The organism is Mesorhizobium sp. M0621 (assembly GCF_040320745.1).
Classification (GTDB): Bacteria; Pseudomonadota; Alphaproteobacteria; order Rhizobiales; family Rhizobiaceae; genus Mesorhizobium.
Genome location: NZ_JAMYQF010000013.1, coordinates 1 through 22,592, shown reverse-complemented (window position 1 = coordinate 22,592; position 22,592 = coordinate 1). Strand labels below are relative to the sequence as shown.

Genomic DNA, 22,592 nt, shown 5'->3' with positions numbered 1-22,592 from the left:
TTGCGGCGGGCCACCGCAAGTTACGTTTCACGCTGGTGAACAGCTTGAAAACTCCAAAGGCCGGAAGACATCATTTTTATCGGACATTTGCCGCCCAGGCCTTTTCCGGACTAGGAGAATGTGATTCAACCCGCTAGGGGCGGGTGTCGGAACACCGGAATTCACGAGCAGGGGGCACATGGCCAAGGAAGCGCGCGGCGATTTCTATCCGGTACCGATCGTCGACCAGAATACGCGACCGGGCGCGGTCACCCGGCTCATCATTTTCATCGTCGTCCTGACGGGGGCGGCGATCGTCTTCGGCCTTTTCCGCGAGCGCCTCGGCGATCCTTTCCTGCTCGGCATGCTCGGTGTGCTGGCGATGATCGGCGTCGGCTTCCTGTTTGCCACAGCGATCGGCTTCGTGCAGGTCACGCCGCGCTCGACAGGCGACGAACTGTCGAAATCCTTCGTCGATTCGATGTCGCAGGGGCTTCTCGTCACGGACACCAAGGGCCGTGTCGTCTACGCCAATCGCGCCTATGCCGACATGACCGGAGCGTCGTCCGCGGCCGACTTGAAGACGGTCGAGGGGTTGCTCTCGGATGTCCCCGAAGCTTCGGTGACGATCTATCGCCTGGCGTCCGGCCTGCGCGACGGCCAGCCGGGCGACGGCGAGTTTCGGCTCGCGCAATCCATTCGGCCCGGTGCCGAGCCCGGCGCCCGCTGGTACCGGGCGCGCGCCCGCACCTTCAGCGTTCCAGGCCAGCGGCTGCCGATGCTGGCCTGGCAGCTTGCCGACATTTCGCAGGAGCGGGCCGAGCAGGAGCGGTTTTTCCTCGATTTGCAGCAAGCGATCGATCATCTCGACCACGCGCCGGCCGGCTTCTTTTCGGCCGACCAGGAGGGCCGCGTCACCTACATCAACGCCACGCTCGCCGAATGGCTGGGCATCGACCTCACCAGCTTTACGCCCGGTGCCGTCTCCTTGGCCGAGATCGTGGCCGGCGACGGCATGGCACTGGTCCGTTCGGTCAAGGCCGACCCCGGCACGACGCGCAACGCGGTCATCGATCTCGACTTGACGACAATGACGGGCGAGGCGCTGCCGGTGCGCTTCATGCATCGCGTTTCGGCCAGCCGCGAAGGCCTCAACGGGCCGACGCGCACGATCGTGCTCAACCGCACGCAAGGCGAGGACTCCTCCGCCGATTTGCGGGCCTCGGAGGTGCGCTTCACCCGCTTCTTCAACTCGACACCGATGGCGATAGCCGGCGTCGATCACAACGGGCGCATCCTGCGCACCAATGCGCCGTTCCTGTCGCTGTTTTCATCCGTCGTCGATCGCGATGCGGTCGATCGCCGTGTGCGGCTCGATACGGTGATCCATGAACGGGACCGGCCAGCCTTCGCGGCTGCTTTCGAAAAGGCGCAGCAGCGGCAGGCCGACATCGAGCCGATCGATACGCTTTTGCCCGGCAATGACGAGCGGCACATCCGTTTCTACGTCAACGCCGTCGCCGACGGCACCGGCGGCGAGGGCGCCGAGGAGTCGGCCATCGTCTACGCCGTCGAGACGACGGAGCAGAAAGCGCTCGAAGGGCAGATGGCGCAAAGCCAGAAGATGCAGGCGGTCGGCCAGCTTGCCGGTGGCATCGCGCACGATTTCAACAATGTGCTGACCGCCATCATCATGGCGTCCGACCTTTTGTTGACCAACCACCGTCCGTCGGATCCGTCCTTCCCCGACATCATGAACATCAAGCAGAATGCCAACCGGGCGGCTTCGCTGGTGCGGCAGCTGCTGGCCTTCTCGCGCAAGCAGACATTGCGGCCGGAAGTGCTCAACCTGACCGACGTACTCGCCGATCTCCGAATGCTGCTTGCCCGCCTGGTCGGCAACGACATCAAGCTGAAGGTCGACCATGGCCGCGACCTGTGGCCGGTCAAGGTCGACATCGGGCAGTTCGAGCAGGTGGTGGTCAACCTTGCGGTCAACGCGCGCGACGCAATGCCGGCGGGTGGCGATCTTACCGTGCGCACCCGCAATGTGACTGCCGAGGAGTGCAAGGCCTTTTCCTACCGCGAACTCACCCCGGCCGACTATGTCGTGGTCGAAGTCGAGGACACCGGCAGCGGTATCGCACCCGACGTGCTGAAGAAGATTTTCGAGCCCTTCTTCACCACGAAGGAAGTCGGCAAGGGCACGGGCCTTGGCCTGTCGATGGTGTACGGCATCATCAAGCAGACCGGTGGCTTCATCTACTGCGATTCCGAGGTCGGCAAAGGCTCGACTTTCCGCATTTTCCTGCCGCGTCATATCGCGGAAGCGAAAAAAGCAGGCGAGCCCGGCGATGTGCCGGCAGCGCCGGCGAAGGTCGCCGATGCAGCCAAGGATCTGTCGGGCTCGGCCACGGTGCTGCTCGTCGAGGACGAGGATGCCGTGCGCATGGGCGGCATGCGGGCGCTGACCTCACGCGGCTACACCGTGCATGAGGCGTCTTCGGGCGTCGAGGCGCTCGAAGTGTTCGAGGCGCTGGGCGGCAAGGTCGACATCGTCGTTTCCGACGTGGTGATGCCGGAAATGGATGGACCGACGCTGCTTGGCGAGTTGCGCAAGCGCCAGCCGGACATCAAGTTTGTCTTCGTGTCCGGCTATGCGGAGGACGCATTCGCCAGAAACCTGCCGGCCGACGCGCATTTCGGCTTCCTGCCAAAGCCGTTTTCGCTCAAGCAACTGGCAACGATCGTCAAGGACATGCTGGAGTCTTAGAGCCTCCATATGTTCCCCCCTTGCACTGCGTTGTGACAACGCCATGATTGCGGATGAAACGGCGGGAGGACTTGGGGGCAGCGAGTGACGCCACACAACGAAGCAGACAAGGACAACTACGCCGACACGGTGTTGTTGCCGGGTGACCCGCAGCGCGCCGAGTGGATGGCGCAAACTTTCCTGGAAGCACCGCGTTGCATCAATCGCCGACGCGGCGCGCTTGGCTTTACCGGGCTGTTTCGTGGCAAACCCATCAGCATCCAGTCGACCGGCATCGGCGTCTCGTCGTTTCTGATCTATGCCCATGAATTGCTTGAGCATTATGGCGCCCGGACGTTGATCCGCACCGGCACCTGCGGCAGCCTGACCGCCAAGGCAAAGCTGCGCAGCCTTGTCATCTCGCAATCGGCACAGGCGGAGAGCGCCCAGAGCGGTCAGGTTTTCGGCGTCTATGGACCCGCCGGCCCGGATCCGGCGCTTCTCGCCTGTGCGCTGGCCAAGGCGGCCGAACTTGGCATCGACCATCGTGCCGGCCTGACGGTTTGCAGCGACATCTTCTATCACCCGGAAGGCCGCGGCCGTTTTGCAGATGCGCAGGCTGCCGGAGCCCTGGCCGTCGATATGGAAACCAGCGCGCTTTATCGCATCGCCGCGCATTTCGGGGCTCGCGCGCTGTCGATGTGCGTCGTGGTCGACAACATCGAGACCGGCGAACAGACCGACTATTCCGAACGCCAGATGCTGTTCACCGACATGAGCCGGCTGGCGTTCGCTGTCGCTGTGGAAGCGCTTTAGGCGGCTTCCCGCTTCGGCACCATCTGCTCGTCCATATCAGGCCGATGGCCGCGCAAATAGAGTGCGCAGGTGGTGCGCAGCATCGAGGCAAAATTTGGAATGGCGCCGTTGATCTCGATGGCTTCGTCATAAAGCTTCGAGATGAATTTTGGCGTCGTCAAACCCTGGTTTTCAGCGATTTCGTCCAGCAAAGCCCAGAATGTCGCTTCAAGCTGGATGCTGGTCGAGTAGCCGTCGATGCGAATCGACCGGTTGATCTGGCGATAGCCTTCGGGATCCTGGCCCGCAAACACCCTGCACATCCGACAAACCTCCCATGATTGTTGGTCTTGGGCGGACGGGCCCGCAGTTTGATACTGCTTAACCTGTCCCCGGATGCATTCTCAGGCAAAACTGCCGGTCCGGCAATCGGACTTTCGTCCCGCTCACGGTTCCGGGCGTGGTAACCGGCTGCCACCACCTTTTGTCCGTGCCGCGCATAATCGCCTCCACACCACCGCGGAGACTGATTTGGCCAAGGCGATCCACAGCATGATCCGGGTTCTCGATGAGGCCCGATCCGTCGATTTCTACAGAAATGCCTTCGGGCTCGATGTCGCCGACAGGCTGGACTTCGAGACTTTCACGCTCGTTTACCTCAGCAATGCCGAGACAGGGTTCGAGCTCGAACTGACCGTGAACAAGGATCGGCAGGAGCCTTACGCACTCGGCGACGGCTACGGTCACCTGGCGATCTCGGTCGCCGATCTCGACAGCGAACATGACCGTCTCGGCGCGCTCGGCCTCAACCCGAGGAAGATCGTCGAATTTAACCGTGACGGGTCGCTGATCGCCCGCTTCTTCTTCATCGAGGATCCGGACGGCTACAAGATCGAGGTTCTGCAGCGTGGAGGTCGCTTCCAATAGGAGACATAGCAACCGCACCGGCGGGTGCGGCGCCAGCAACGGCACTCTCAAGCATGTCGCCCAAAAGTGCGCAGCCGTTTTGGGACAATGACATGCACAAAACAAGGTGTTGAAGCCCGTCAATTGTGACGTGCTTCAAGGAGTGCAAATAGCAAGCAGGGAGGAACAAAATGGTCACGATCTATGACGCGAAGCCTGGGCTTTCACGTCGCGAGCTTCTCAAACGCGGTGGCATCGGCGCGCTGCTGGTCATCTCCGGCAGTGCGGTCGTCAGCCCCGAACATGCCTGGGGGCTGGAAACGTCGGCGCTCAAGCCCGAAACCATGGCGACGCTGATCCAGATGGCGCGCGACATCTATCCGCACGATCAGGTCCCCGACAAATATTACGCCATTGCCGTGAAGGGCCATGACGAGCAGGCCGGCAAGGACGCCGCCTACAAGGCGATGATCGAAGACGGCATCGCCGACCTCGACAAGAAGTCCGGTGACGGAGGCTATCGGGGCCTCGGCTGGGAGGACCAGCGCGTCGGCGTGCTGAAGCAGATCGAGGCGACACCGTTCTTCCAAGCCATCCGTGGCGGCCTCGTCGTCAGCCTCTACAACCAGAAAGAGGTGTGGCCGATCTTCGGCTACGAGGGCGAGTCCTATTCCAAGGGCGGCTACATCGCGCGCGGTTTCGACGACATCGAGTGGCTCTGAGCCCCGTCGTTCCTGAACCCGCAAACAGAAATCATGGGAGGAAACCATGGCAGCTTCATTTGACCTGAACAACGACGGCGTCGTCGTCATCATCGGCTCGGGCGCCGGTGGCGGCACGCTCGGCAACGAACTCGCCCAGAAAGGTGTCGACGTCGTCATCCTGGAAGCCGGCGCGCGCCACGAATACGAGGATTTCATCAACGACGAATGGGGTTCGTTCAGCCAGCTCGCCTGGACGGACAAGCGCACGACATCCGGTGACTGGCGTGTGGCCAAGGATTTTCCGAACCTGCCGGCCTGGATCGTCAAGTCGGTCGGCGGTTCGACGACGCATTGGGCCGGAGCCTCGCTGCGCATCCAGGAGCATGAGTTCAAGACGCTGTCGACCTACGGCAAACTGGAAGGCGCCAACCTGCTCGACTGGCCGATCACGCTGGCCGAGATGGAGCCCTACTATGCCAAGGCCGAAGCCAAGATGGGCGTCACCGGCACCAATGACTGGCCGAGGCTGCCGGGCAACAACAATTTCAAGGTGTTGAAGGCCGGCGCCGACAAACTCGGCTACAAGGAATGCCACACCGGCAACATGGCGATCAACTCGGTCGATCGCGACGACCGCATGTCCTGCCAGCAGACCGGCTTCTGCTTCCAGGGCTGCAAATGGGGCGCCAAATGGTCGACGCTCTACACCGAAATCCCCAAGGGCGAGGCGACAGGCCATCTCGAGGTCAGGCCGAACGCCATGGCGATCAAGATCAACCACGACGCTAGCGGAAAGGTGACGGGCGTCGTCTATGCCGACAAGGACGGCAAGCTGCAGGAACAGAAAGCCCGCGTCGTCGCGGTCGCCGGCAACTCGATCGAGAGCCCGCGGCTGCTACTCAATTCGGCGTCGGGCAAATTCCCCGATGGCCTCGCCAACTCGTCGGGGCAAGTGGGCAAGAACTACATGCGTCACACCACCGGCTCGGTCTACGCCATCTTCGACAGACCGGTGCACATGTATCGCGGCACCACCATGGCCGGCATTATCCGCGACGAGGCACGCCACGACCCGTCGCGTGGTTTCGTCGGCGGCTACGAATTCGAGACGCTGTCGCTCGGCCTGCCGTTCATGGCCGCCTTCCTCGATCCGGGCGCCTGGGGCCGCTCGTTCACCACCGCCCTCGACCACTACGACCACATGGCCGGCCTGTGGATCGTCGGCGAGGACATGCCGCGCGCGGAGAACCGCATCACGCTGCATGCCGACGAGAAGGACGCGCACGGCATGCCGATCGCCGACGTGCATTTCGACGACCACCCGAACGACACCGCGATGCGCAACCACGCCTACAAGCAGGCCACTGCGCTCTATGCGGCGGTCGGCGCCACGCGCACCTTCCCGACGCCACCCTATCCGTCGACCCACAATCTCGGCACCAACCGGATGAGCGAAAAAGCGGAAGACGGCGTCGTCAACAAGCACGGCCAGGCGCACGACATCAAGAACCTGTTCGTGTCGGATGGCAGCCAGTTCACGACCGGTGCGGCGGAAAACCCGACCCTGACGATCGTGTCGCTGGCAATCCGCCAGGCAGATTACATCGCCGCGCAGATGTCAGCCAAGACGATCTAGTCACATCCTCCCAACGGCCTGCTGGCGCGGATCCCACAAGGTTCCGCGCCTTTTTCTTGCCGTCTCATTGTTTGGTGCAGGTCGACGCGGTGAAAGCGCCGTCGGGCTGCTTCATGATGATGTCGAAGGAGGGTGGGGCCTGGCCGTCCAGCGTTGCCTGGGTCAGCGACAGCGAGTTGCCACCGGCGGTATAGCCGCCCAAAGGCCCCAGCCAGGAGATCACGCCGTTTGCATCCATTTGATAGTTGTACCCCTGCTGCGCGGTCCCGAAGATGCCGAGGCCGGTGTAGAAAGGGCCGGTGTAGACGTTCCCCTTGATGGTGATGTCGCCTAGGTTGAGGAACATGCCGAGGAGGTACACTTCGCAGTGATAGATACCGTCGGGCATCTTGCCGTCGCTGAAGTCGGCTCGCGCGGTTCCGGTTTCTGCCGCCAGAAGCAATATGCCGAAAAAAATGCGTGAAATGCCTGAAACCATGACGTCGCTCGTTTGAGAAGCGAGATTGCCCTATTTTTGCCTCGCGCCGCAACATTGGTCGTCGGTGATTCGCCCGCGAAGACCAAAATCTAGGCACTTGGGAAAATTGGGCGAAAATTAGGCAATTACCCCGCGCGCTGCGCAAATTTCTCTCAATCGATTTTAAGCGGCTCTCCTTGTTTTTATAAGCCTAATATATCAACACACTGATAAAGCTGGATTATTCGTCTCCCCTTGGCGTCGCCAAAGCGATTGGCATGGGGGTTGCATTGTAGTGTCGCGGTGCAATCAACCAGCTTGGGAGTCTGTCATATGAGGGGTAATTTCTCGACAATAACAAAGATGTTTTCGGCGAGCGTGGTTGCCGCCGGCCTGTTGATCTCCGCGCCCGCCAGGGCGGCCGACGACACCATCAAGGTCGGCATTCTCCATTCGCTGTCGGGGACCATGGCGATTTCGGAGACGACGCTGAAGGACGCCATGCTGATGCTCATCGACGAGCAGAACGCCAAGGGCGGCCTGCTCGGCAAGAAACTCGAGGCGGTCGTCGTCGATCCTGCTTCCAACTGGCCGCTGTTCGCCGAAAAGGCACGTGAGCTGATTTCGAAGGACAAGGTCGCGGCGGTGTTCGGCTGCTGGACCTCGGTGTCGCGCAAATCGGTGCTGCCGGTGTTCTCCGAACTCGACAACATCCTGTTCTATCCGGTTCAGTATGAGGGCGAGGAGAGCGAGCGCAACGTGTTCTACACCGGTGCGGCGCCGAACCAGCAGGCCATCCCGGCCGTCGACTACCTGATGAGCGAGGACGGCGGTTCGGTGAAGCGCTGGGTGTTGGAAGGCACCGACTACGTCTATCCGCGCACCACCAACAAGATTCTCGAAGCCTATCTGAAGGCCAAGGGTGTCGCGGCGGAAGACATCCTGGTCAACTACACGCCGTTCGGCTTCTCCGATTGGCAGACCGAAGTGTCGGCCATCAAGAAGTTCGGTTCGGCTGGCAAGAAGACCGCCGTCGTCTCGACCGTCAATGGTGACGCCAACGTGCCGTTCTACAAGGAACTCGGCAACCAGGGCATCAAGGCCGAGGACATCCCGGTCATGGCCTTCTCGGTCGGCGAAGAAGAGCTTGCCGGTCTCGACACCGCGCCGCTGGTCGGCCATCTCGCCGCCTGGAACTACTTCGAAAGCATCGACACGCCTGAGAACAAGAAGTTCATCGCCGACTGGCACAAGTTCATCAAGAACGACAAGCGCACCACCAACGACCCGATGGAAGCCCATTACATCGGCTTCAACATGTGGGTGAAGGCGGTCGAGAAGGCTGGCACCACCGATCCGGACAAGGTCATCGACGCCATGATCGGCGTGTCGGTGCCGAACCTGACCGGCGGCTATTCGACGATGATGCCGAACCATCACATCACCAAGCCTGTGCTGATCGGTGAAATCCAGGCCGATGGCCAGTTCGAGACGGTGTCGCGCACGCCGGGCCTCGTGATGGGCGACGAATGGTCCGACTACTTGCCTGACTCCAAGGACCTGATCTCCGATTGGCGCGCGCCTCTGTCCTGCGGCAACTTCAATGTCGCCACCGGCAAATGCGGCGGCAAGGGCACGAACTGATCCTCCCAGGTCTGACCCGGCCTGGACCACCAGGTCCATGACGACCGCGCGCGTCCGGACGGTTTCCTCCTCCGTCCGGACGCCCAATTCAACCTTTAAGGATCGCCTCAAGCCGATGAACCCATTCCCTGCGATTGGCCTGACATTGCTGTTTCTGCTGGCGACGCTGTCGTCTTCGGGCGCCGGCGAAGCCGATCTGCGTGGCATCATCGCCAAATTCGCGACGGCCAAGGGTTTTTCGGAGACCGGAGCCGTCGTCCACGAACTGGCGGGCACCGGCGACCCGGCAGTCGAACGGCCACTTGCGGCGCTCGCCGACGGCAACCTCTATATCCGCAAGGCCGATTCCCTGGTGTTTGCCGGCAAGGAAGCGGGCGACAGCGTCCAGCTTTTCGACCCGTTGAGCGGCGAGGCATCGGGCGAGGCGGCCAAGGACGACATCACCAAGATCAAGGTCAACAACACGCTGCGCCGCGCCATCCGCGATGCGCTGGGCACGCTGACGCTTGGCGCCAAGGACCCGACTGTCCGCATTGCCGCCGCCGACACCATGTTCAAGACACCCGATGCCGCAAACATCGAGCCGCTCGATACCGCGATCGCCAGTGAGACCGTGGCCAGCGTCAAGGCTCTTCTCGAACAGGCTCGTGCCGCCTCCGTGCTGGTCTCCGATCGGCCAGACGCGGACAAGCTCGCCGCAATTGCACTCATCGGTGCACGGGGCGACCGTGATGCGGTTTCATTGCTGACTTCGGTCGAGGCGAATTCCCCGGATGCGGTCAAGCAAGCTGCCACGGACGCTATCGCCACCATCAATTCGACCCTGGCGTTCTGGGATGCCGGCCAGAACATCTGGTACGGCATTTCGCTGGGCTCGGTGCTGCTGCTGGCGGCGATCGGGCTTGCCATCACCTTCGGCGTCATGGGCGTCATCAACATGGCGCATGGCGAGATGGTCATGCTCGGCGCCTACACGACCTTCGTCGTCCAGCAGTTGATCCGTACGTCTTTTCCGGACCTGTTCGACTGGTCGCTGGTCATCGCGCTGCCGCTCGCCTTCCTCGTCTCGGCTCTGGTTGGTCTGATCATCGAGCGCGGCGTCATCCGCTTCCTCTACGGGCGGCCGCTGGAAACGCTGCTGGCGACATGGGGCGTTTCGCTGATCCTGCAACAGGCCGTGCGCTCGATTTTCGGGCCGACCAACCAGGAGGTCGGCAATCCCTCCTGGATGTCGGGCTCGTTCAATGTCGGCCAGCTTGCGATCACCTGGAACCGGCTGTGGATCCTGGTTTTCGCGCTCACCGTCTTCGCCGTGCTGCTTTACGTGATGAAGCGCACGCCCTGGGGCTTGCAGATGCGCGCCGTCACCGCCAACCGGCGCATGGCCGCCTCGATGGGCATCAGGACGCCTTGGGTCGACGCGCTGACTTTCGCCTTGGGGTCAGGCATTGCCGGCATCGCCGGTGTGGCGCTCAGCCAGATCGACAACGTCTCGCCCAATCTCGGCCGCGGCTACATTATCGACAGCTTCATGGTCGTCGTCTTCGGCGGCGTCGGCAATCTGTGGGGCACGCTGGTCGGTGCCTTCTCGCTCGGCATCGTCAACAAGTTCCTCGAGCCCTATGCCGGCGCCGTGCTCGGCAAGATCGTCGTGCTGGTCCTCATCATCCTGTTCATCCAGAAGCGCCCGCGCGGCCTGTTCGCGCTCAAGGGCAGGGCGGTGGAAGCATGATCACTGGTCGCTTCTTCGCCGCCGGCGCGGACCGCCGAATCGCCATCACGGTTCTCATCCTGCTGGCGGTGGCTATCATCGTGCCGCTGCTTAATCTGGCGGTCACGCCGACGAGCGCGTTCTACATCCCGTCCTATATCGTGGCGCTGACCGGCAAATATCTCTGCTACGCGCTGCTCGCCTTGGCGCTCGACCTTGTCTGGGGCTATTGCGGCATTCTTTCGCTCGGCCACGGCGCTTTCTTCGCTCTCGGCGGCTATGCGATGGGCATGTATCTGATGCGCCAGATCGGCTCGCGCGGCGTCTACGGCAATCCCATCCTGCCTGATTTCATGGTGTTCCTGAACTACAAGGAATTGCCGTGGTTCTGGTACGGCTTCGACCATTTCTGGTTTGCCGGCCTCATGGTGCTCGCGGTGCCTGGCCTGCTCGCCTTCGTCTTCGGCTGGTTCGCCTTCCGCAGCCGCGTCACCGGCGTCTATCTCTCGATCATCACCCAGGCGATGACATACGCGCTGCTGCTTGCGTTTTTCCGCAACGACATGGGTTTCGGCGGCAACAACGGCTTGACCGATTTCAAGGATATTCTCGGCTTCAACGTGCAGGCCGACGCGACGCGTTCGGCGCTGTTCGCGGCCAGCGCGGTGATGCTCGCACTCGCCGTTTTCGTCACCTGGGCAATCGTCGGTTCCAAATACGGCAAGTTGCTGATGGCGGTGCGCGACGCCGAGAGCCGCACGCGCTTCCTCGGCTGGCGGGCGGAGAACGTAAAGCTGTTCGCCTTCACCATCTCGGCTGTCATGGCCGGCATCGCCGGCGCGCTCTACGTGCCGCAGGTCGGCATCATCAATCCGGGTGAGTTCGAGCCGGCCAATTCGATCGAAGTCGTCGTGTGGGCCGCCGTCGGCGGTCGCGGCACCATTGTCGGACCGATCATCGGTGCGCTGCTGGTCAATGCCGGCAAATCCTGGTTCACCGGCGTGCTGCCGGAATTCTGGCTGTTTGCATTGGGTGGGCTGTTCGTCGCCGTCACGCTTTTGCTGCCCAAGGGCATCATCGGCATGTGGGATTCCTGGCGTGGCAACGCCAAGGCGCTGCGGGCAGCCTCGATTGCCGAGAAAGCGGGCACCGATGTCGACGTTCCGCCGCCGGCGAAGATCGTTCGCAGCGAGGCGAGAACGCCCGGCGACTGGTCCGCGACCAGCCCCGAACCGCAGCCGGCGGAGTGAGCGACCATGTCGAAGTCGAACACGATCCTCTATCTCGACGGCGTCTCGGTCTCCTTCGATGGCTTTCGTGCCATCAACAACCTGTCGCTGGTGCTCGACAAGGGCGAGATGCGCGCCATCATCGGTCCCAACGGCGCCGGCAAGACGACGATGATGGACATCGTCACCGGCAAGACGCGGCCCGACGAGGGCGAGGTTTTCTTCGACGGCCAGGTGGATCTCACCAAGCATGACGAAGCCGAGATCGCCATGATGGGCATCGGCCGCAAATTCCAGAAGCCGACCGTCTTCGAAAGCCACACGATCGAGGAAAACCTGATGCTGGCGCTGAAGGGGCCGCGCTCGATCTTCCCGGCACTGTTTCATCGCCGCTCGGCCGCCGAGACGCGGCAGATCGACGACATTCTCGGCATCATCCGGCTTGGCGACAAGCGTAACGAACTGGCGGCAAATCTGAGCCATGGACAAAAGCAGTGGCTCGAGATCGGCATGCTGCTTGCGCAGGATCCGAAGCTGCTTCTGGTCGACGAGCCGGTCGCCGGCATGACCGATGCCGAGACCGAGGAAACCGCGCGGCTGCTGAAGGATATTGCGCGCGACCATTCGGTCATCGTCGTCGAGCACGACATGCATTTCGTGCGCGAACTCGGCGTCAAGGTAACCTGCCTGCACGAGGGCTCGGTGCTGTCGGAAGGCACACTCGATTTCGTTTCGGCCGACGAGCGCGTCGTCGAAGTTTATCTGGGGAGATGAGCATGGTGTGGCGGGTTCAATTCCATCATTTCGATCTGTCCCTCCTCAGGTTCTGGAGAAGGCGCTGACATGCTCGAAATTTCCAATGCCACGCTGCACTACGGCGCCGCCCAGGCGCTGCGCGGCGTGTCGATGAAGGCCGGCGCCGGCAAGATTACTTGCGTGCTCGGCCGCAACGGCGTCGGCAAGACCAGTTTGATGAGATCGATCGTCGGCCACCACCGGCTGACGAGCGGAAGCGTTGCCTTCGAGGGGAAGGCGCTCGACCGGAGCGCGGCGTATGACCGCGCCCGGTCGGGCATCGCATTCGTACCGCAGGGCAGGGAAATCTTTCCGCTGCTCACCGTACGGGAAAATCTCGAATCGGGCTTCGCGCCGCTGAAGCGGGCCGACCGCAACATTCCGCCGCATGTCTTCGAATTGTTCCCGGTGCTCAAACAGATGCTCGGCCGCCGTGGCGGAGACCTTTCCGGAGGCCAGCAGCAGCAGCTCGCCATTGGCAGGGCCCTGGTGATGCGGCCGAAGCTGCTGGTGCTCGACGAACCGACCGAGGGCATACAGCCGTCGATCATCAAGGATATCGGCCGTGCCATCCGCTATTTGCGCGACCAAGCCGGCATCGCCGTGCTTTTGGTCGAACAATATCTCGATTTCTGCCGCGAGCTTGCCGACGAGGTCAACATCATGGACCGGGGCCTGATCGTCCATACCGGCCCGGCGGAAGATTTAGACCGTGCTGATGTACGCAAGTTCCTGACGGTGTAGAATCGTCGCTGGACTTCAGTTGTCGATCCGAAGTCCTTGGCAAGTCCAATATTTCTTCGATCAGCCATCTGCGTCACTGGTGCACCATAGACTGCGTGCTAGTCTTTCACAGGGCTTTTGTGAGTCGGCCACTTCCGTATCAGTCTGGTTCATCGCAGATCGAGGGCGCGGCTAGCACCGGGCAAGTTTCACGCAAGCAAGGCTTCCTAGCTTCCCTCCTGCGATCTTTGTCGTTCAACGCGTTTGGGCACACAGGCCAAGGGACAGTCATGGAACGTTACGTCGAGGACTACCAGAAGCGGCGGCTTACCGAGCGCGTCGATATCATCACCGCCATCAACATCTTGAAGTCCCAAGGCTACGGCCACGACGACCTGATCGAGGAAATCACCAAGGTCTTCTATGTCGACCTGGATGCCTTCAATGAAATCGTCATGGCGGCATAAGAGCCGCATTCGCTCGTCCCGGTCGTAGCTGTGGTCGATGCGTGTGGTCTAACCCGCGCGCCGGAATGCCGAGGCGGTGACGCGGTTGCGGCCGCCGCGCTTGGCGGCGTAGAGTGCCTTGTCGGCGGCGCTGAGCACCTTGTCGAAGCTGAGGCCCTCTTTGGTGCCGAAGGCAAAACCGGCACTGACCGTGCATATCAGCGAGCCGGTCTCGGTTTCGATGCGACGCGCGGCGAAAGCTGCCCGTATGGTTTCTGCGGTGGCTTCCACCGTTTCGGGCAAGGTCCGCTTCAGCACCAGCGCGAATTCCTCGCCGCCCATGCGCGCGGCGACGTCGGCCGGGCGAAGGTTGCCGGCGAGGTCCCTGGCGAACACCCTCAGCACTTCATCGCCGGCGGCATGGCCGAATTCGTCGTTGATGGCCTTGAAGCCGTCGAGGTCGAACACCACCACGGCCGTGAAGGCGCCGACCGGCGCATCGCCATGCAGGTCGAACAGGGCACGGCGATTGAGAAGGCCGGTCAGCGGATCGGTCAGCGCGTTGCGGCGGTGATGCCTGGCCAGACGCCCCTGATTGAGAGCCAGGGAAAGCGCTCCGATGCCGGTCATGCTGGCGATGACGATGATGAGGCTCAGCTCCTCGGCCCAGTTGCTGGGCGCATGCCCAAGGATCAGCTTTCCATCCCACGCAAGAACCATGGCGCACAGAACGAAGGACGTGGCCGTGGCCGAATAGAGTGTGGTGATGCCGATCGTCAGGGCAGGGGCTTCGTCGCGGCCTTTCCAGTATTCGAACGCCGTTGCGAACAGAAGCAATGCGGCCAAGGCGTTTTCGAGCATGAAGCCCAACCCGTCATAGCCAAGAGCCATGGAAGGCAACGTCACGACCAGCGAAATGGCGCCGCCAAGCACCGTTCGCGGCATTGGCGACCCGCCGGTTCTGAACTGATAGGCGGCGCCTAGCATGGTCGAGAAGCCAAGCAGGAGCAGGGCAAGGGTCGTGATGCCGAGCAGGCGCCCAGGCATGTCGATATAGGCGTCATAGGCAAAAATGTCGCCGACCACGAACACCAGGCTGATCGCCCATGTCAGCAGGAATTTCTCCGTGCGAGCGGTCAGCCACATGCCGAACAATGTCAGGCTCAGGCAGGCGGCGGAAAACCCGACAGCCAGCAGAAGTGAAGTGTAGTCGAGCGACATGCCCCTCGTCCTTGCCCGCAGCGGCCCAGATCGGTGACTTGGCCAGTCTGGATTCATGCAGCAAGGAGGTATCGATAAGGTTACGACGGTGGCGAAGATGCCATGATTCCGCTGCGTCAGAAGAGCGCCGACAACAACAGCAGGGCTAGGCCGACCCCCATCATCAACAGGCCTGGCCAATTCTGCGACAAGCCGAGGAAACCGAGCCCCCGCCGGCGTGGCTCGAGCGTCGGGCCTGGTGTTGCGAGGTTTGGTATCGGGCGATCCGGAACTACAGGCGCAGGATCGCTAAGCCGCCCGCGCCAGAGAACGGCGCCTGCCATGTACACAACGCCGGCGACAGTAAGCAATGCACCGAAGAGGATGACAGCCATTTGTCCTTGCCCTTCTTCAAGTCCCTGCATCCGATGCAGGGACTTGCGGGATCGGTGGCTAAGCGTTCGCGATGTCGCACGCGTCGCCGCCTGCGAGGATAGAACGATCAAGGCGTCGGGGAAGTTCCAACAACAAGGTAAGGCGCCGGGCAGAGGCCGCTTTAATTCACGCGCTTCATCAGCGCCATGGCGCCGAACGGCGCGCGCACCTTGCCCTCGGTGATGAAGTAGACGAACACGTCGCGCGGCTGGACCGGTGCATCGGTAGCGGGATCGGCACGCCGCAGGTCGGCCGGCTGCTTGCCCTCCGCCCAGGTCTTTGCTCGCGCCGCCCATTCATCAAGGCCCTTTGGTGTGTAGCAATCGGGATTGTCGTCGCTGCCTGTCTGCAGCCGTGCATAGACGAAATCACCGGTAACGTCGGCGATGTCGGGGTATTTGGCATGGTCGGCATAGACGATCGCGACCTTGTATTTGCGCACCAGCGCTACGAATTCCGGCACGACAAAACTGTCGTTGCGCACCTCGACCGCGTGGCGCAGCGCGACGCCGTCCTGCTTTTCCGGGAGCAGTTTCAAAAAAGCTTCGAAATCGTCCGGATCGAACTTTTTCGTCGGCGCGAACTGCCACAGGATCGGCCCGAGCTTTTCGCCGAGCGCGGCAACGCCCGAGCCGAGGAAGCGCATCATCGATTCGCCGGCCTCGCCGAGCACGCGCCGGTTGGTGACGAAGCGGTTGCCTTTCAGCGCATAGACGAAACCGTCCGGCGCCTCGCGGGCCCATTTGACGAAGGTCGGCTCCTTGAAGCTGGAATAATAGGTGCCGTTGACCTCGATGCTCGGCACCTGCCGAGTGGCGTAGTTCAGCTGCTTGGCCTTGGAAAGCTTGTCGGGATAGAAGGACGTATCCCAAGGCTCGAAGGTCCAGCCGCCCATGCCGGCGCGGATTGTTCCCGATGTGCTCATTGTCATCCTCCCAATTCAAAAGCCTGGCTGAATTCAGAAAAGTCAGGTCGTCGTGGTTTCGTCGACCGGTTTTGCCATGTCGACGAGCACCCAGCCTGGCCGATAGGGATTGGGCCGGCGACCCGTTTCATGGAAACCATAGGCCAGATAGAGCGCGATGTTCCGCTCCATCCTGGCATTGGTGTAGAGCCGCACCTCGGGCAGGCGCCACAAGCGCGTCTGCTCATCCGCGTGTTTGAGCAGGGCGATGCCGAACCCTTTGCCTTGAAGTCCTGGTGCGACGGCGACGGAGAAGATCATCGCGTGATCGTCATGCCGCTCCAGCGTGATCGCTCCGGCCAGTTCGTCGTCGCTCTCCAGAAGCCAGACCTCGCCACGCGCGATGCGCGGCGCATAATCCTCGGTGACCGGGATCGGCTGTGCGCCGAACAGGGCAGTGTAGGGGGCATAGGCTGCTTCAGTCAGCGAGATGACTGTCTGGAGATCACCAGCCCGCGCCCTTCTGATTGTCATTCAAAAGCTCTCCTAGGCGCTAACCGGTCCGATCATCACTCCGCCGCTTCGCGCTTGCCTCCGGGGCGCCGCTCCAGCAGCTCCTTGAGGAATTGGCCGGTGTAGCTGCGCTTCTCGCGCACGATCGCTTCCGGCGTGCCGGAGGCGACCAGTTCGCCGCCGCCGTCGCCGCCTTCGGGGCCGAGGTCGAGCACCCAGTCGGCGGTCTTGACCACCTCGAGATTGTGCTCGATGACGACCACCGTGTTGCCCTGGTCGACCAACTCATGCAGCACTTCCAACAGCTTGGCGACGTCGTGGAAATGCAGGCCGGTGGTCGGCTCGTCGAGAATGTAGAGCGTCTTGCCGGTCGCCTTGCGCGACAGTTCCTTGGCGAGCTTGATGCGCTGCGCTTCGCCGCCCGACAGCGTCGTCGCCTGCTGGCCAATATGGATATAGCCGAGGCCGACCTGCTTCAGCGTGTCGAGCTTGTCGCGCACGCCGGGCACGGCGGCGAAGAAATCGACGCCTTCCTCGACGGTCATGTCGAGCACGTCGGCGATCGACTTCCCCTTGAACAGAACGTCGAGCGTCTCTCTGTTGTAGCGCTTGCCGTGGCAGACGTCGCAGGTGACGTAGACGTCGGGGAGGAAATGCATCTCGATCTTGATGACGCCGTCGCCCTGGCAGGCTTCGCAGCGGCCGCCCTTGACGTTGAACGAGAAGCGGCCGGGCTGATAGCCACGCGCCTTGGCTTCGGGCAGGCCGGCGAACCAGTCGCGGATCGGCGTGAAGGCGCCGGTATAGGTGGCGGGATTGCTGCGCGGGGTTCGTCCGATGGGTGACTGGTCGATATCGATGACCTTGTCGAGGAATTCGAGACCCTCGATGCGGTCATGATCGGCCGGGTGCTCGCGCGAGCCCATGATGCGGCGCGAGGCGGCCTTGAACAGGGTCTCGATCAGGAAGGTCGACTTGCCGCCGCCCGACACGCCGGTAACAGCGGTGAAGGTGCCGAGCGGGATTTCGGCGGTGACGTTCTTCAAATTGTTGCCGCGCGCGCCGACGATTTTCAGGCGGCGGTTTTTCTTCGCCTCGCGGCGCGCGCCGGGCGTCGCCACTTCGAGCGCGCCCGACAAATATTTGCCGGTGATCGAATTGGGATTGGCCATGACTTGCTGCGGCGTGCCCTGGGCGATGATCTCGCCGCCATGGATGCCGGCGGCCGGACCCATGTCGACGACATAGTCGGCATGCAGGATGGCGTCCTCGTCATGCTCGACGACGATCACCGTGTTGCCGATGTCGCGCAGGTGCTTGAGCGTATCGAGCAGGCGCGCATTGTCGCGCTGATGCAGGCCGATCGACGGCTCGTCCAGCACATAGAGCACGCCGGTGAGACCGGAGCCGATCTGCGACGCCAGCCGGATGCGCTGGCTTTCGCCGCCCGACAGCGTGCCGGAATTGCGCGACAAAGTGAGATAGTCGAGCCCGACATCGTTGAGGAAGCGCAGCCGCTCGCGAATCTCCTTCAAGACCCGAACCGCGATCTCGTTCTGCTTGTCGTTGAGCGATGCAGGCAGGTCGGTGAACCACTGGTCGGCCTTGCGGATGGAAAGCTCGGTGACTTCGCCGATGTGCTTGCCGGCGATTTTCACGGCCAGCGACTCGGGCTTCAGGCGGTAGCCCTTGCAAACCGGGCAGGGCGTGGCCGACATGAAGCGCTCGATTTCTTCGCGCATCCAGGCGGATTCGGTCTCTTTCCAGCGCCGCTCGAGATTGGGAATGACGCCTTCAAAGGTCTTGGTGGTCTTGTAGGAGCGCAGGCCGTCATCATACTGGAAGGTGATTTCGCGCTCGCCGGTGCCGCGCAGGATGGCTTCCTTTGCCTCCTCGGTCAGATCCCTGAACTTGTCGCCGAGCTTGAAGCCATAAGCCTTGCCGAGCGCTTCCAGCGTCTGCGCGTAATAGGGCGAGGTCGATTTGGCCCAGGGGCTGACGGCGCCGTCGCGCAGCGAGATGTTTTCGTCCGGCACGATCAGATTGCCGTCGATGGCGCGCTGGCTGCCGAGACCGTCGCAGGTCGGGCAGGCGCCGAACGGATTGTTGAACGAGAACAAGCGCGGTTCGATTTCCGGAATGGTGAAGCCGGAGACCGGGCAAGCAAATTTTTCCGAGAACAGGATGCGCTCATGCGTCTCGTTCTTCGACTTATTGACCGAATCCTCGCCGGTCTGGCTGGAGTCGAGCGGCTTGTCGGCGAATTCGGCGACCGCCAACCCATCGGCCAGCTTCAGTGCGGTTTCGATGGAGTCGGCAAGCCGTGTCGCCAGATCGCCGCGCACGACGATGCGGTCGACGACGACGTCGAGGTCATGCTTGTACTTCTTGTCCAGCGCCGGCACGTCGGCGATTTCATAGAAGACGCCATCGACCTTGACGCGCTGAAAGCCCTTTTTCTGCAGCTCCAGCAGTTCCTTGCGGTACTCGCCTTTGCGGCCGCGCACCATCGGCGCCAGGATGAACAGGCGGGTGCCTTCCTCGACCGCCAGCACGCGGTCGACCATCTGCGAAACTGTCTGGCTCTCGATCGGCAGGCCGGTGGCCGGCGAATAGGGAATGCCAACGCGCGCAAACAGCAGGCGCATGTAGTCGTAGATCTCGGTGACGGTGCCGACCGTCGAACGCGGGTTCTTCGAGGTGGTCTTCTGCTCGATCGAGATGGCAGGCGACAGGCCGTCGATCTGGTCGACATCCGGCTTCTGCATCATTTCGAGGAATTGCCGTGCGTAGGCCGAAAGGCTTTCGACATAGCGGCGCTGGCCTTCGGCATAGATGGTGTCGAAGGCAAGCGACGACTTGCCGGAACCCGACAAGCCGGTCATGACAATCAGGCTGTCACGCGGCAGGTCGAGATCGACATTCTTCAGATTGTGTTCGCGCGCCCCGCGAATGGAAAGATATTTATGGTCGGCCATCGCCGGTCGCCGCCTCAGAATCTGGAATTTCCTGGAATGGCGGGTTTTCCCAACCATCCCCTATGTAGGTAGTTTTGCCGCCACGTCGAGAGACGCCACAATTCCCGACAAAAGCGTTTAAGCGTCTTTCGCGTGAACGGGCAAGTAGAAAGAACAAAGACCGAACACGCTCCTGACAAAGCTGTGCAAAAACTGACTTGCACGTAACCTCCCGGCGATCACATTTTTCGGTAACCGGCTATTGAAGCTTGACGCGCGCCCGTTCCTGGAGGCAAGCTTCGGCAGTCAACGAAGCCGGCCGTCTTTCGATGGTCTCGCCGCCCGGAGGCGGCCTGCGAGACGCCGCAGGCATTAGCGATTTGTGCTTCGGACGACAACGTCGCAATGGACAAAAAGGAGCGGAGCTATGACGCCACCGGATCGTCCCACAGGGTTCCAGTTGTTACTGGAGCGGCGGCAGGCATAAGTGCCAGGGTTTAGCGTCTGCGCCACCCGACAAACCGTGACCTGCCATACCCCGTAAAAATCAGAGACTGCAGTCGGATCGTCGGCTGACGCCGCGTTGCATCCGAAATCAAATGCCGGCAGTACGCCCCCGGTAGAAGTTGGATTTGAGATCCAAAAAGGCCCCGTCCGTTTGCGCAAAGCACGGCGGGGCCGCTTTATGTGCGGATTGTCTTGTTGGCGATATGCCAGCGCAGCACGCCGGCACCACTATCAGTGGCGCGGCTGCCCGATTGAGCCGGCGCCGACATCGACGGTGATGCTGCCGGAAATCCTGACATCCGTATCGCCGATCTTGAACTGGCCATTGCCGTTGCCGGGAAATGCGTCATCGGGTTCGGGCCGAGGAGCCGGCTGGGCGATGCGATAATCGCCGGTCACGCCGGGCAGGGCGCCTTTATGCGCCTGCGCCAAGCTGTCGTCGGCGAAGGCCGTGCCGCTCAAGAGACACGCGAGCGCTACAATTGCGATGACACGGTGCAATGTTCTGGGCGGATGAGTGTAAGTCATCCCAGGACTATAGTGGCGTGCCGGCGATGGGACCAGACCGGCATCGTCAAATCGTCCAAAGCGCGTCGCGTTTGAACGGATTCAAACCGGGGCCACTTTTGGGCGACATGCATGAGAGCCGGCAAGAAACCGGCCCTGGTTTTATGCCGCCTTTTTGCGCGTGTCGAAAACGTGGTCGACGATGCCCCAGGCCTGGGCCTCGCGGGCGGTCATGAAGTGGTCGCGGTCCAGCGTGCGTTCGACTTCTTCATAGGTGCGGCCGCAATGCTGCGCATAGAGTTCGGCCATGTGCCGTTTCGTCTGGATGATGCGCTCGGCATGGCGCTGGATGTCGGAGGCCTGGCCCTGGAACCCGCCCAGCGGCTGATGCAGCAGGATGGTGGCATTCGGCAGTGAGATACGACGCCCGGCTGTGCCTGCCATCAGCAGGAACGAGGCCATCGAGGCGGCAAAGCCCATGCACACGGTGGACACCGGGCAGCTGATGTATTGCATCGTGTCGTAGATGGCGAAGCCGCTTGTCACCACGCCGCCCGGCGAGTTGATGTAGAGCGAGATCTCCTTGTCGGGATTGTCCGATTCCAGCGACAGCAACTGCGCGCAGACCAACGCCGAGATGTCGTCGTTGATCTCGCCATTGATGAAGACAATGCGTTCGCGCAACAGTCGCGAAAAGATATCGAAGGCGCGTTCGCCGCGGCTCGATTGCTCGATTACCATCGGCACCAGGCTGGCAGCACCGCTCATGATCTTCTCTCCATCGTCCTTGTTCAGGCTGCACGCAGCAAGCGGCGAGGCGTGTTCGCGGCGATTGGCTTGCATGAACCGTTTGCGTCGAGCGAAAGCCGGCAGCTGGCGCCCGCCATGGCGATCGCGGGCATTGCCTTGCGGGCGAAGCCGTCATGAACGATGCGCAGATGAGTGCCGCCGGAAACGGTTCGGGCAAGTGTGAAGGTGACAATGCTGTCCAATGGGCTGTCCAATGGGCTGTCGAGCGGATCCTGCCGCGCGGCGTCGCCTGGCTGCTCCCGCCAGGAATAGCGCAGCAGCTTCTCCGGCTCGGCGTCGAGGATTTCGCATTCGATCGGTGCATCCGGCCCGGCGAAGGCAAAACGATTGCCGGTCTCCGGCCTGATGTCGTTCGGCATCATCCAGGCGGCGAGCAGCTCCGGCACGGTCAGGGCCCGCCATACCTTCTCCGGCGGCTCGGCAAGGTCGTACTCGAACTCGATCGCATCGGGAGAGATTTCGCGATGGTTTTGGTCGGCCTTCATCGATCGAACGTTCGTCATTGGTCCATGTCCTTCAAAACCGCCTTCAGTCTTTCGATGCGTTCCGGCCAGAAGGTCCGGTAGCGCTCGATCCAGGAGAGCAAGGGTGCGAGCCCCTGCGGGTCGGCGCGGTAAAAGGCGTTGCGGCCGGCACGCCGTTCGACCACCAGGCCGGCGCCGCGCAGCACCGCCAGGTGCTGCGACACCGCCGGTTGCGACACCGTCATGCCGGTGCGCAATTCCGATACCGTCATTTCACCAGCGGCGAGCCGCTCAAAGACGGCGCGGCGCGTCGGGTCGGCCAGGGCGCGGAAAATCTCTGCTTCGATCATGACAAAAGCATAAGTGGATACTTATCGATTTGGCAAGCGTTCTTTTCAAACCCATATGTGGGCTTCCGACAATGCCAGGGGAATCGCTTCAGGTTAACGTTGATTTTTGACGGATGAGATTTTCGAGATAATCGGCGTTGAGATTGGCGAGTTTTCGTCGAACCTTGA

The 22,592-nt window shown here is 62.0% G+C and carries 21 protein-coding genes; 11 read left to right on the top strand and 10 right to left on the bottom strand.

Annotation, left to right across the window (positions count from 1 at the left end; all coding sequences use genetic code 11):
* The first annotated feature begins 178 nt into the window (after positions 1-178).
* Entirely contained in the window at positions 179-2,752 is a 2,574-nt protein-coding gene (gene cckA / locus NKI38_RS11820) for a cell cycle histidine kinase CckA (protein WP_352627874.1), read from the top strand.
* 84 nt (positions 2,753-2,836) lie between these two features.
* Positions 2,837-3,547: a purine-nucleoside phosphorylase gene (locus NKI38_RS11815; protein ID WP_352657642.1), complete on the top strand. Its 711-nt coding sequence runs from the start codon at positions 2,837-2,839 to the stop codon at positions 3,545-3,547.
* Here NKI38_RS11815 and NKI38_RS11810 read toward each other — a convergent pair.
* Positions 3,544-3,849: a ribbon-helix-helix domain-containing protein gene (locus NKI38_RS11810; protein ID WP_352627872.1), complete on the bottom strand. Its 306-nt coding sequence runs from the start codon at positions 3,847-3,849 to the stop codon at positions 3,544-3,546. The two genes, NKI38_RS11815 and NKI38_RS11810, sit on opposite strands and share 4 nt — an antisense overlap.
* Before the next feature lie 208 nt (positions 3,850-4,057).
* On the opposite strand from NKI38_RS11810, the gene NKI38_RS11805 reads away from it, so the two are divergent.
* From NKI38_RS11805 to NKI38_RS11795, 3 genes are all read left to right on the top strand, one after another.
* Positions 4,058-4,453, top strand: coding sequence for a VOC family protein (locus NKI38_RS11805; protein WP_352657641.1), 396 nt, complete (start codon positions 4,058-4,060; stop codon positions 4,451-4,453).
* Positions 4,454-4,623: 170 nt separating this feature from the next.
* Entirely contained in the window at positions 4,624-5,154 is a 531-nt protein-coding gene (locus NKI38_RS11800) for a gluconate 2-dehydrogenase subunit 3 family protein (RefSeq protein ID WP_352657639.1), read from the top strand.
* 46 nt (positions 5,155-5,200) lie between these two features.
* Positions 5,201-6,772, top strand: coding sequence for a GMC family oxidoreductase (locus NKI38_RS11795; protein ID WP_352657638.1), 1,572 nt, complete (start codon positions 5,201-5,203; stop codon positions 6,770-6,772).
* A 64-nt stretch (positions 6,773-6,836) separates the two neighbouring features.
* Here NKI38_RS11795 and NKI38_RS11790 read toward each other — a convergent pair whose 3' ends face one another.
* Positions 6,837-7,250, bottom strand: coding sequence for a hypothetical protein (locus NKI38_RS11790; RefSeq protein WP_352657636.1), 414 nt, complete (start codon positions 7,248-7,250; stop codon positions 6,837-6,839).
* 342 nt (positions 7,251-7,592) lie between these two features.
* On the opposite strand from NKI38_RS11790, the gene urtA reads away from it, so the two are divergent.
* The 6 genes from urtA to NKI38_RS11760 all read left to right on the top strand — a co-directional run bounded on the left by urtA (position 7,593) and on the right by NKI38_RS11760 (position 13,798).
* Positions 7,593-8,873: an urea ABC transporter substrate-binding protein gene (gene urtA / locus NKI38_RS11785; RefSeq protein WP_352657836.1), complete on the top strand. Its 1,281-nt coding sequence runs from the start codon at positions 7,593-7,595 to the stop codon at positions 8,871-8,873.
* Positions 8,874-8,988: 115 nt separating this feature from the next.
* Positions 8,989-10,605: an urea ABC transporter permease subunit UrtB gene (urtB, locus tag NKI38_RS11780; protein ID WP_352657634.1), complete on the top strand. Its 1,617-nt coding sequence runs from the start codon at positions 8,989-8,991 to the stop codon at positions 10,603-10,605.
* Positions 10,602-11,834 (top strand): urea ABC transporter permease subunit UrtC, encoded by a 1,233-nt coding sequence (urtC, locus tag NKI38_RS11775; RefSeq protein ID WP_352657633.1) that lies wholly within the window; start codon positions 10,602-10,604, stop codon positions 11,832-11,834. The genes urtB and urtC overlap by 4 nt, the downstream gene beginning before the upstream one ends.
* Before the next feature lie 6 nt (positions 11,835-11,840).
* Positions 11,841-12,587, top strand: coding sequence for an urea ABC transporter ATP-binding protein UrtD (gene urtD, locus NKI38_RS11770; RefSeq protein ID WP_127263655.1), 747 nt, complete (start codon positions 11,841-11,843; stop codon positions 12,585-12,587).
* A 69-nt stretch (positions 12,588-12,656) separates the two neighbouring features.
* The gene (gene urtE / locus NKI38_RS11765; protein ID WP_352657630.1) at positions 12,657-13,352 is read left to right on the top strand and encodes an urea ABC transporter ATP-binding subunit UrtE; all 696 of its coding nucleotides are present in this window, start codon (positions 12,657-12,659) and stop codon (positions 13,350-13,352) included.
* A gap of 269 nt (positions 13,353-13,621) precedes the next feature.
* Positions 13,622-13,798 carry a hypothetical protein gene (locus NKI38_RS11760; protein ID WP_023759335.1) on the top strand — a complete coding sequence of 59 codons (177 nt, stop codon included), beginning with the start codon at positions 13,622-13,624 and terminating at the stop codon, positions 13,796-13,798.
* A 48-nt stretch (positions 13,799-13,846) separates the two neighbouring features.
* On the opposite strand, the gene NKI38_RS11755 is transcribed toward NKI38_RS11760, so the two are convergent.
* From NKI38_RS11755 to NKI38_RS11720, 8 genes are all read right to left on the bottom strand, one after another.
* A complete protein-coding gene (locus NKI38_RS11755; protein WP_352657628.1) occupies positions 13,847-14,998 on the bottom strand; it encodes a sensor domain-containing diguanylate cyclase in 1,152 nt (383 codons plus the stop codon).
* A 535-nt stretch (positions 14,999-15,533) separates the two neighbouring features.
* Complete coding sequence (locus NKI38_RS11750) at positions 15,534-16,337, bottom strand: DUF72 domain-containing protein (RefSeq protein WP_352657626.1); 804 nt, start codon at positions 16,335-16,337, stop codon at positions 15,534-15,536.
* A 42-nt stretch (positions 16,338-16,379) separates the two neighbouring features.
* On the bottom strand, positions 16,380-16,850 hold the full coding sequence (locus NKI38_RS11745; protein ID WP_352657624.1) for a GNAT family N-acetyltransferase: 471 nt from the start codon (positions 16,848-16,850) through the stop codon (positions 16,380-16,382).
* A gap of 35 nt (positions 16,851-16,885) precedes the next feature.
* On the bottom strand, positions 16,886-19,807 hold the full coding sequence (gene uvrA, locus NKI38_RS11740) for an excinuclease ABC subunit UvrA (protein ID WP_352657622.1): 2,922 nt from the start codon (positions 19,805-19,807) through the stop codon (positions 16,886-16,888).
* Between the two features lie 717 nt (positions 19,808-20,524).
* Positions 20,525-20,755: a hypothetical protein gene (locus tag NKI38_RS11735; RefSeq protein ID WP_352657619.1), complete on the bottom strand. Its 231-nt coding sequence runs from the start codon at positions 20,753-20,755 to the stop codon at positions 20,525-20,527.
* Between the two features lie 207 nt (positions 20,756-20,962).
* A complete protein-coding gene (locus NKI38_RS11730; RefSeq protein ID WP_352657617.1) occupies positions 20,963-21,568 on the bottom strand; it encodes an ATP-dependent Clp protease proteolytic subunit in 606 nt (201 codons plus the stop codon).
* A 23-nt stretch (positions 21,569-21,591) separates the two neighbouring features.
* The gene (locus tag NKI38_RS11725; protein ID WP_352657614.1) at positions 21,592-22,113 is read right to left on the bottom strand and encodes an SRPBCC family protein; all 522 of its coding nucleotides are present in this window, start codon (positions 22,111-22,113) and stop codon (positions 21,592-21,594) included.
* Complete coding sequence (locus tag NKI38_RS11720; protein ID WP_352627857.1) at positions 22,110-22,424, bottom strand: ArsR/SmtB family transcription factor; 315 nt, start codon at positions 22,422-22,424, stop codon at positions 22,110-22,112. Before NKI38_RS11720 ends, NKI38_RS11725 begins: the two co-directional genes overlap by 4 nt.
* Positions 22,425-22,592 lie beyond the last annotated feature (168 nt).

Excerpts from the sequence above, each read along its gene's own strand:
- uvrA (WP_352657622.1), bottom strand. The coding sequence starts at position 19,807 with ATGGCCGACCATAAATATCTTTCCATTCGCGGGGCGCGCGAACACAAT.
- NKI38_RS11795 (WP_352657638.1), top strand. The coding sequence starts at position 5,201 with ATGGCAGCTTCATTTGACCTGAACAACGACGGCGTCGTCGTCATCATC.
- urtB (WP_352657634.1), top strand. The coding sequence starts at position 8,989 with ATGAACCCATTCCCTGCGATTGGCCTGACATTGCTGTTTCTGCTGGCG.
- NKI38_RS11790 (WP_352657636.1), bottom strand. The coding sequence starts at position 7,250 with ATGGTTTCAGGCATTTCACGCATTTTTTTCGGCATATTGCTTCTGGCG.
- NKI38_RS11810 (WP_352627872.1), bottom strand. The coding sequence starts at position 3,849 with ATGTGCAGGGTGTTTGCGGGCCAGGATCCCGAAGGCTATCGCCAGATC.
- NKI38_RS11750 (WP_352657626.1), bottom strand. The coding sequence starts at position 16,337 with ATGAGCACATCGGGAACAATCCGCGCCGGCATGGGCGGCTGGACCTTC.
- NKI38_RS11730 (WP_352657617.1), bottom strand. The coding sequence starts at position 21,568 with ATGAGCGGTGCTGCCAGCCTGGTGCCGATGGTAATCGAGCAATCGAGC.
- NKI38_RS11745 (WP_352657624.1), bottom strand. The coding sequence starts at position 16,850 with ATGACAATCAGAAGGGCGCGGGCTGGTGATCTCCAGACAGTCATCTCG.
- NKI38_RS11725 (WP_352657614.1), bottom strand. The coding sequence starts at position 22,113 with ATGACGAACGTTCGATCGATGAAGGCCGACCAAAACCATCGCGAAATC.
- urtC (WP_352657633.1), top strand. The coding sequence starts at position 10,602 with ATGATCACTGGTCGCTTCTTCGCCGCCGGCGCGGACCGCCGAATCGCC.
- urtD (WP_127263655.1), top strand. The coding sequence starts at position 11,841 with ATGTCGAAGTCGAACACGATCCTCTATCTCGACGGCGTCTCGGTCTCC.
- NKI38_RS11800 (WP_352657639.1), top strand. The coding sequence starts at position 4,624 with ATGGTCACGATCTATGACGCGAAGCCTGGGCTTTCACGTCGCGAGCTT.
- urtE (WP_352657630.1), top strand. The coding sequence starts at position 12,657 with ATGCTCGAAATTTCCAATGCCACGCTGCACTACGGCGCCGCCCAGGCG.
- cckA (WP_352627874.1), top strand. The coding sequence starts at position 179 with ATGGCCAAGGAAGCGCGCGGCGATTTCTATCCGGTACCGATCGTCGAC.
- NKI38_RS11760 (WP_023759335.1), top strand. The coding sequence starts at position 13,622 with ATGGAACGTTACGTCGAGGACTACCAGAAGCGGCGGCTTACCGAGCGC.
- NKI38_RS11755 (WP_352657628.1), bottom strand. The coding sequence starts at position 14,998 with ATGTCGCTCGACTACACTTCACTTCTGCTGGCTGTCGGGTTTTCCGCC.
- NKI38_RS11720 (WP_352627857.1), bottom strand. The coding sequence starts at position 22,424 with ATGATCGAAGCAGAGATTTTCCGCGCCCTGGCCGACCCGACGCGCCGC.
- urtA (WP_352657836.1), top strand. The coding sequence starts at position 7,593 with ATGTTTTCGGCGAGCGTGGTTGCCGCCGGCCTGTTGATCTCCGCGCCC.